6 protein-coding genes are annotated in these 9,194 nt (G+C 71.1%); all 6 read left to right on the forward strand.

What is annotated here, in order from left to right; all coding sequences use genetic code 11:
- Positions 1 to 54 precede the first annotated feature (54 nt).
- Positions 55 to 1,749 carry an L-aspartate oxidase gene (locus AB0883_RS25385; RefSeq protein WP_366643755.1) on the forward strand — a complete coding sequence of 565 codons (1,695 nt, stop codon included), beginning with the start codon at positions 55 to 57 and terminating at the stop codon, positions 1,747 to 1,749.
- Entirely contained in the window at positions 1,746 to 2,642 is an 897-nt protein-coding gene (gene nadC, locus AB0883_RS25390; RefSeq protein ID WP_121401745.1) for a carboxylating nicotinate-nucleotide diphosphorylase, read from the forward strand. The genes AB0883_RS25385 and nadC overlap by 4 nt, the downstream gene beginning before the upstream one ends.
- Positions 2,643 to 2,674: 32 nt before the next feature.
- The gene (locus tag AB0883_RS25395; RefSeq protein ID WP_366643757.1) at positions 2,675 to 3,433 is read left to right on the forward strand and encodes a type III pantothenate kinase; all 759 of its coding nucleotides are present in this window, start codon (positions 2,675 to 2,677) and stop codon (positions 3,431 to 3,433) included.
- A 214-nt stretch (positions 3,434 to 3,647) separates the two neighbouring features.
- Entirely contained in the window at positions 3,648 to 5,156 is a 1,509-nt protein-coding gene (gene lysS / locus AB0883_RS25400) for a lysine--tRNA ligase (protein ID WP_366643759.1), read from the forward strand.
- Positions 5,157 to 5,265: 109 nt separating this feature from the next.
- Positions 5,266 to 5,616 carry an Lsr2 family protein gene (locus AB0883_RS25405; RefSeq protein ID WP_165947879.1) on the forward strand — a complete coding sequence of 117 codons (351 nt, stop codon included), beginning with the start codon at positions 5,266 to 5,268 and terminating at the stop codon, positions 5,614 to 5,616.
- Between the two features lie 460 nt (positions 5,617 to 6,076).
- Positions 6,077 to 8,608: an ATP-dependent Clp protease ATP-binding subunit gene (locus AB0883_RS25410; protein WP_366643778.1), complete on the forward strand. Its 2,532-nt coding sequence runs from the start codon at positions 6,077 to 6,079 to the stop codon at positions 8,606 to 8,608.
- Positions 8,609 to 9,194: the final 586 nt, after the last annotated feature.

Here is a 9,194-nt window from a genome sequence, read left to right on the forward strand (position 1 = left end):
CACTCGTCCCGCCCCCGCCGCCCCCCGCGAGGACCCTTCGGGTTGACTGTGGGTATGGACCTACCGACCGTCGACCTGCCGGCGCTGCCCAGACTGCTGGCCGCCCCCGCGCCCGGCTGGGTGGAGACCACCGACGTGATCGTGGTCGGTTCCGGGGTGGCGGGCCTGACCGCCGCGCTGCACCTGCGCGAGGCGGGGCTGCACGTCACCGTCGTCACCAAGGTCGACATCGACGAGGGGTCGACCCGCTGGGCGCAGGGCGGCATCGCCGCCGTGCTCGACCCGCAGGACACCCCGACCGCGCACGCCTCGGACACCGAGATCGCCGGCGTCGGGCTCTGCGACCCGGCGGCGGTGCGGGTGCTGGTCGAGGAGGGCCCCACCCGGCTGCGCGAGCTGATGCGGATCGGGGCGGAGTTCGACCGCAACCCGGACGGCTCGCTGATGCTGACCCGGGAGGGCGGGCACCGGGCCGACCGGATCGTGCACGCCGGCGGCGACGCCACCGGGGCCGAGGTGCAGCGCGCCCTGCACGCCGCCGTGCGCCGCGACCCCTGGATCCGGCTGGTCGAGCACGCCCTGGTGCTGGACCTGCTGCGCGCCCCCGGGGACTCCCCGGACGGGCTCGGCCCGGCCTGCGGCATCACCCTGCACGTGCTCGGCGAGGGCAGCGAGGACGGGGTGGGCGCCATCCTGGCCCGGGCGGTCGTCCTGGCCACCGGCGGGATGGGCCAGATCTACGCGGCCACCACCAACCCGGCCGTGTCGACCGGGGACGGGGTGGCCCTCGCGATGCGGGCCGGCGCGGCGGTGACCGACGTGGAGTTCGTCCAGTTCCACCCGACCGCGCTGATCACCCCGGCCGGTGCCGGCGTGCCCGGCGCCGGGCACGCCCAGCAGCCGCTGGTCTCCGAGGCGTTGCGCGGCGAGGGCGCCCACCTGGTCGACGGCGACGGCAAGCGGTTCATGGTCGGGCAGCACGAGCTGGCCGAGCTGGCGCCCCGGGACGTGGTGGCCAAGGGCATCCACCGGGTCCTGCTGGCCACCGGGGCGGACCACGTGTTCCTCGACGCCCGGCACCTGGGCGGTGACTTCCTGGCCCGACGCTTCCCGACCATCGTCGCGTCCTGCCTGGCCATCGGGGTCGACCCGGCGACCGACCTGATCCCGGTCGCCCCGGCCGCGCACTACGCCTCCGGCGGCGTCCGCACCGACCTGCGGGGCCGCACCTCCATCCCCGGGCTGTACGCGTGCGGCGAGGTCGCCTGCACCGGCGTGCACGGCGCGAACCGGCTGGCCAGCAACTCGCTGCTGGAGGGGCTGGTCTTCTCCCGGCGGATCGCCGAGGACATCGCGGCCGGGCTGCCGGAGCAGGCCCAGCCGGCGGCGACCGGCGCCTGGGTGGGCGGCGAGGGCTGGGTGGTGCCGGCCGAGGCGACGCCGACGCTGCAACGGGCGATGACCCGGGGCGCGGGCGTGCTCCGCTCGGCGGAGACCCTCGCCGGGACCGCCGGCGTGCTGACCGGGCTCGGCGAGGGCCGGGGTCGGCCCCGGACGGCCGACTGGGAGGCGACGAACCTGATCACCGTGGCGTCGACGCTGGTCGCCGCCGCGTACGCCCGCCGGGAGACCCGGGGCTGCCACTGGCGGGAGGACTTCCCGACGGCCGACGAGCGGTGGCACGGCCACCTGGTCGGCGCGGTCGGGGCGCAGGGCCGGCTGACGCAAGCGTGGGAGGGGACCCGATGACGGAGTCGACGGAACGGGCACTGCGGGACGCCGGCCTGGATCCGGCGCGGGTGCGGCAGACGGTCGAGGCCGCGCTCGCCGAGGACCTGGGGCCGGACTTCCTGGACGTCACCAGCGTCGCCACCATCCCGGCCGACCAGACCGACACGGCCGACCTGGTGGCCCGCGCCGACGGCGTGGTGGCCGGGCTGGCCGTGGCGGCGGCCGTGTTCGAGCTGGTCGGCGAGACGACCGGTGCCGGCCGTACGGTCGAGGTGTCGGTGGTGGCCCACGACGGCGAGCGGGTGGCGCGCGGCGACGTGCTGGCCACGGTGACCGGCCCGACCCGGCTGCTGCTCACCGCCGAGCGGACGGCGCTCAACCTGCTCTGCCGGATGTCCGGGGTGGCCACCCACACCAGGGCGTGGGCGGACGCGCTGGCCGGCACCAAGGCGATGGTGCTGGACACCCGCAAGACGACCCCGGGCCTGCGCGCCCTGGAGAAGTACGCGGTCCGCGCGGGCGGCGGCACGAACAAGCGGATGGGCCTGCACGACGTCGCGATGATCAAGGACAACCACAAGTTCGCGGCGGGCGGCATCACGGCGGCCTTCCGCCGGGTCCGGGAGGCCTTCCCGGACGTGCCGGTGCAGGTCGAGGTGGACACGGTCGCCGAGGCGGTGGAGGCGGTCGAGGCCGGGGCCGACTTCCTGCTGCTGGACAACATGACCCCGGAGATGCTCACCGAGGTGGTCGCCTCGGTGGGGGACCGGGCGGAGCTGGAGGCGACCGGCGGGCTGACCCTCGACGTGGCGGCGCGGTACGCGGCCACCGGGGTCGACTTCCTGTCGGTCGGGGCCCTGACGCACTCCTCGCCGATCCTCGACATCGCGATGGACCTGCGCACCGGGTGAACCGGCGGCCGGCCGTTGTCTAGGCTGCGTGCGTGCTGCTCTGCATCGACATCGGAAACACCAACACCGTGCTGGCGACCTTCGACGGCGACAAGCTGGTGCACTCCTGGCGGATCAAGACCGATGCGCGGTCGACGGCCGACGAGCTGGGACTGAAGTTCCGGGGCCTGCTCGCCGGGGACGCGGTCGAGATCACCGGGGTCGCGGCCTGCTCCACCGTGCCGGCCGCGCTGCGCTCGCTGCGCACCATGCTGTCGCGCTACTACGCGGACCTGCCGAGCGTGATCGTCGAGCCCGGGGTGCGCACCGGTGTGCAACTCGCCATCGACAACCCGAAGGAGGTGGGCGCCGACCGGGTGGTGAACACCCTGGCCGCGTACACCCTCTACGGCGGGCCGTCGATCGTGGTGGACTTCGGCACCACCACCAACTTCGACGTGATCAGCGCCCGGGGCGAGTTCCTCGGCGGCGCCTTCGCCCCGGGCATCGAGATCTCCTTCGACGCGCTCGCCGCCCGGGCCGCCCAGCTGCGGAAGGTGGAGGCGGCCAAGCCCCGCTCGGTGATCGGCAAGAACACCGTCGAGTGCCTCCAGTCCGGCCTCTACTTCGGCTTCGCCGGCCAGGTGGACCGGATCGTCGAGCGGATGATCGAGGAAATGGGCGAGGTGAGCGCGGTGATCGCCACCGGCGGGCTGGCCTCGCTCGTGATCAAAGATTGCCGCACGATCACCCACCACGAGCCGATGATCACCCTGATCGGGCTGCGGATGGTCTACGAGCGCAACCTCTGACCCCGGGGCCGGGCGGGCCTCGGCGCCGGCGGCCCGGCGGACGAGCGCGCCCGACGTGGCGTCGCTGCCGGGGCGCGGTACGGCGACGAGGCCGAGCGGGGCGGCCGGAAGTGGGGCCGGTCATGCGGGCCGGTTATCCCGTAACGCCTCGCGAGCGCCTTGAGTACGCTCGGGGCCTGACCCCGCCCGAAATCTCCTTCTGAGGAAGCGTGCCGTGACCGAGCAGAACCCCGTGCCAGTCGATCCCGCCGACGACCTTCCCGAGCAGATGAAGGTCCGCCGGGAGAAGCGGGACCGGATGCTCGCCGAGGGCGTCGAGCCGTACCCCATCGGATTCCCCCGGACCAGCACCCTGGCCGAGATCCGCGAGAAGTACGCCGAGCTGCCCATTGACACCGCCACGGGAGACCAGGTTTCGGTCACCGGCCGGGTGATCTTCGTACGCAACACCGGGAAGCTCTGCTTCGCCACCCTCCGGGACGGCGACGGCACGGAGTTGCAGGCCATGCTCTCCCTCGACCGGGTCGGCGCCGACCGGCTGAACGACTGGAAGCGCCTGGTCGACCTGGGTGACCTCGTCGGGGTGACCGGCGAGGTGATCACCAGCCGGCGCGGCGAGCTGTCCGTGCTGGTCGAGCGGTGGGCGGTGACGGCGAAGGCGCTGCGCCCGCTGCCGGTGGCGCACAAGCCGCTGAGCGAGGAGGCGCGGGTCCGGCAGCGCTACGTGGACCTAATCGTCCGACCGCAGGCCCGCCAGATGGTGCGTACCCGGGCCGCGACCGTGCGCAGCCTGCGTGACGTGCTGCACGGCCGGGGCTTCATCGAGGTGGAGACCCCGATGCTCCAGCTGCTGCACGGCGGCGCGGCGGCCCGGCCATTCGTGACCCACAGCAATGCACTCAGCACCGATCTGTATCTGCGAATCGCGCCGGAACTGTTTCTCAAGCGGGCCGTCGTCGGCGGCGTCGACCGGGTCTTCGAGATCAACCGCAACTTCCGTAATGAGGGTGTCGACTCTTCGCACTCGCCCGAGTTCGCGATGCTCGAGGCATACGAGGCGTACGGCGACTACGACACCATGGCCGAGCTGACCCGGAATCTCGTGCAGCAGGCGGCGATCGCGGTCAGCGGCTCGACCGTGGTGACGCACGCCGACGGCCGGGAGTTCGATCTGGGCGGCGAGTGGCGCTCGGTGACCCTCTTCGGGGTGCTTTCCGAGGCGCTCGGCGAGGAGGTCACGGTACGCACCGAGCGCGCCCGCCTGGTGGAGTACGCCGACAAGGTGGGCCTGGCGGTCGACCCGAAGTGGGGCCCGGGCAAGCTGGCGGAGGAACTGTTCGAGGAACTGGTGGTGCCCAGCCTCCAGGCGCCCACCTTCGTCCGGGACTACCCGGAGGAGACGAGCCCGCTGACCCGGGCGCACCGCAGCGAGCCCGGGCTGGCCGAGAAGTGGGACCTCTACGTGCTCGGTTTCGAGCTGGGGACCGCGTACTCCGAGCTGGTGGACCCGGTGGTGCAGCGGGAGCGGCTGGTGGCCCAGGCCCAGCTCGCGGCCCGTGGCGACGACGAGGCCATGCGGCTGGACGAGGACTTTCTCCGGGCGATGGAGTACGGAATGCCGCCGGCCGGGGGTATGGGAATGGGAATCGACCGGCTCTTGATGGCGCTCACCGGCCTGGGAATTCGGGAAACCATCCTCTTCCCCCTGGTTCGCCCGGAGTAGCCGCGCATCTCCACCGGGTCGTTACCGCATCCTATTGACGCGGCAAGCGCCGCGCGGGTTATCGTGCTTACAGTTTGCAGGAGCACCCTGCTCGAAAGGAATGTGGGACGTGGCCAAGCAGATCATTCATAAGCTGGTCGATGACCTGGACGGCGGGGACGCTGACGAGACGGTCAAGTTCGCGCTCGACGGCGTTCAGTACGAGATCGACCTGTCGAGCTCGAACGCCGAGAAATTGCGCGACGTATTCGCCTCGTACATCGCCCACGGCACCAAGGTGGGCAGGGGCGGCGTCGTCGTCGGCGGCCGGGCCGCACGCGGTCGGGGTGGCGCCACCGCCGACCGGGAGCAGAACAAGGCGATCCGCGCCTGGGCCAAGAAGGCCGGTAAGGACATCTCCGACCGGGGCCGGATCCCCCAGGAGATCGTCGACGAGTACCACGCGAAGGCCGGTCACTGACGAGACCGCCGAGGGGCGACACCGACGCCGGGCCGGAGCACGACTCCGGGCCGGCGTCGCCGTATCCGCCCGGGAGCGCGTCCGAGCGGGAAGAATTCCGTCCCGACGGTCGTTGTCCACAGCCGGTGGAGAGTCTGTCCACAGCCTGTGGACGACTCCCGGACGGCCCGGATCCGGGCCGCGTCGGCGCCGGCGCGACCCGCACGACGGGTCCGCGACCGTGGCCGAATTTCGCTCTGCGCGTACAGGCAGGGGTACCGGAACACCCCCTGAGCGCGGACGGTTGTGTAAAACGACGCGTACACGGCCTCCGGCGGGGACACACGACCTCAGCGGAGTCGGTCCGCGGCGATAGAGTAAGGAGGCACGGACGTCCGTCCCGGTCGTCCGCGCACCGGCCCCGCCACGACTTCTTGACCATCAAGATCGAGTGCGCACGGCACGTGAGGAGCACGAGGGCATGTTCGAGCGGTTCACCGACCGAGCGCGACGGGTTGTCGTCCTGGCCCAGGAAGAGGCCCGGATGCTCAACCACAACTACATCGGTACGGAACACATCCTGCTGGGCCTGATCCACGAGGGTGAGGGCGTCGCCGCCAAGGCTCTGGAGAGCCTCGGCATCTCCCTGGAGGGTGTGCGACAGCAGGTCGAGGAGATCATCGGCCAGGGCCAGCAGGCGCCGAGCGGGCACATCCCGTTCACGCCGCGGGCCAAGAAGGTGCTGGAGCTGTCCCTGCGCGAGGCGCTGCAGCTCGGCCACAACTACATCGGCACGGAGCACATCCTGCTGGGCCTGATCCGCGAGGGTGAGGGCGTCGCCGCCCAGGTGCTGGTCAAGCTCGGCGCCGACCTCAACCGGGTCCGCCAGCAGGTGATCCAGCTGCTCTCCGGCTACCAGGGCAAGGAGCCGGCCGCGGCGGGCGCCACGCCGGGTGAGGCCGCGCCGTCCACCAGCCTCGTGCTGGACCAGTTCGGCCGCAACCTGACCCAGGCGGCCCGCGAGGGCAAGCTCGACCCGGTCATCGGGCGCGAGAAGGAAATCGAGCGGGTCATGCAGGTGCTCTCCCGCCGGACCAAGAACAACCCGGTCCTGATCGGTGAGCCCGGCGTCGGCAAGACCGCCGTGGTGGAGGGGCTGTCCCAGAAGATCATCAAGGGCGAGGTGCCCGAGACGCTGAAGGACAAGCAGCTCTACACGCTCGACCTCGGTGCCCTGGTCGCCGGTTCCCGCTACCGCGGTGACTTCGAGGAGCGCCTCAAGAAGGTGCTCAAGGAGATCCGCACCCGCGGCGACATCATCCTCTTCATCGACGAGATCCACACCCTGGTCGGCGCGGGTGCCGCCGAGGGCGCGATCGACGCGGCGAGCATCCTCAAGCCGATGCTGGCCCGTGGCGAGCTGCAGACCATCGGCGCGACCACGCTCGACGAATACCGCAAGCACCTGGAGAAGGACGCCGCCCTCGAGCGCCGCTTCCAGCCGATCCAGGTGGGTGAGCCGTCGCTGGCCCACACCATCGAGATCCTCAAGGGCCTGCGGGACCGCTACGAGGCGCACCACCGGGTCAGCATCACCGACGCGGCTCTCGTGGCCGCCGCGACGCTGGCCGACCGGTACATCTCCGACCGCTTCCTGCCGGACAAGGCGATCGACCTGATCGACGAGGCCGGCGCCCGGATGCGGATCCGCCGGATGACCGCGCCGCCAGACCTGCGCGACTTCGACGAGCGCATCGCCCAGGTGCGTCGCGACAAGGAGTCCGCGATCGACGCGCAGGACTTCGAGCGCGCCGCCCAGCTGCGCGACAAGGAGAAGCAGCTCCTCGGGCAGAAGGCCCAGCGGGAGAAGGAGTGGAAGGCCGGTGACCTGGACGTCGTCAGCGAGGTCGACGACGAGCAGATCGCCGAGGTGCTCGGCAACTGGACCGGCATCCCGGTCTACAAGCTGACCGAGGAGGAGACCTCGCGCCTGCTGCGCATGGAGGACGAGCTGCACAAGCGCGTCATCGGCCAGGAGGACGCGGTCAAGGCGGTCTCGAAGGCGATCCGGCGCACCCGGGCCGGCCTGAAGGACCCGAAGCGTCCGTCGGGCTCGTTCATCTTCGCCGGCCCGTCCGGTGTCGGTAAGACCGAGCTCTCCAAGGCGCTGGCCGAGTTCCTGTTCGGCAGCGAGGACGCCCTCATCCAGCTGGACATGTCCGAGTTCCACGACCGCTACACGGTCTCCCGGCTGGTGGGTGCCCCTCCCGGCTACGTCGGCTACGACGAGGGCGGCCAGCTGACCGAGAAGGTGCGGCGTCGGCCGTTCTCGGTGGTCCTCTTCGACGAGATCGAGAAGGCCCACCCGGACGTGTTCAACACGCTGCTCCAGATCCTGGAGGACGGTCGGCTCACCGACGGTCAGGGCCGGATCGTGGACTTCAAGAACACGGTCATCATCCTGACCACCAACCTGGGCACCCGCGACGTCGCCAAGGCGGTCTCGCTCGGTTTCCAGGCGTCGGAGGACTCCGAGTCCAACTACGACCGGATGAAGCAGAAGGTCAACGACGAGCTCAAGCAGCACTTCCGGCCTGAGTTCCTCAACCGGATCGACGACACCATCGTCTTCCACCAGCTGCGCCAGCAGGAGATCCTGTCGATCGTCGACATCATGATCCAGCGGATCGAGGGCCAGCTGCGGAACAAGGACATGGGCCTGGAGCTGACCGACAACGCCAAGAAGTACCTGGCGAAGAAGGGCTTCGACCCGGTGCTCGGTGCGCGTCCGCTGCGTCGCACGATCCAGCGCGACATCGAGGACAACCTGTCCGAGCGGATCCTCTTCAACGAGCTGACCCCGGGTCAGATCGTGGTGGTGGACTGCGAGGGCGATCCGGAGAACATCGACAAGTCCAAGCTCGTCTTCACGGGCGCCGACCGGCCGGCCACGGTGCCGGACGCCGTCCCGGCCGACCTCGGTGGCACCGCCGCCGCAGGCGCGGACGAGTAAGGCCGAAACAGCACGAGGGCGGCGGCCCGGTGGCACCAGCCACCGGGCCGCCGCCCTTTCTGGCGATCGGCACCCCGCCCGCCGCAGGCGGATCGCGCCGGCGTGGGGGCCGGGTGATGTTCCAAGCGATTCAGCTCGACAGGGGAGAAATCGCGCGGCGTACGCGACTGGCGCACAGGCGCCGTGGTCCGGTGTGCCACGGTTGGGCATTCGTGTCCGGAGTGCCCGCATCCGCCGTGACTGCGCCGGGCGGATGATGCCGGTATGTCGGGTTTGTGGTGGCGGGCGCCACGGGTGGGGTGGGCATGGGTCGGGGTGCCGGGTCGTTGTAACCGTCGAGGCCGCGTGACCCGGCCGCTCGGTCGGCCCGGTGGTCGGCGGAATGCGGACCGGGCCGGCGTGGTTACATCCCCGGGCCCTCGAGCGGGTGACCGCGTACCCGGCCCTCTTGATATCTCGACCTTTCCTCTTCCGTGGCGCACCCGCCCCCCTTGGTGTGTGTCGCGTGCCCCCGATCGAAAGGTGCAGACGAATCATGCGTACCGACATGCTGCGTAAGACCGCTCTGACCGCTGCCGGGCTCGCC

Origin of the sequence: Micromonospora sp. NPDC047812 (assembly GCF_040704175.1) — a bacterium.
Lineage (GTDB): Bacteria > Actinomycetota > Actinomycetes > Mycobacteriales > Micromonosporaceae > Micromonospora.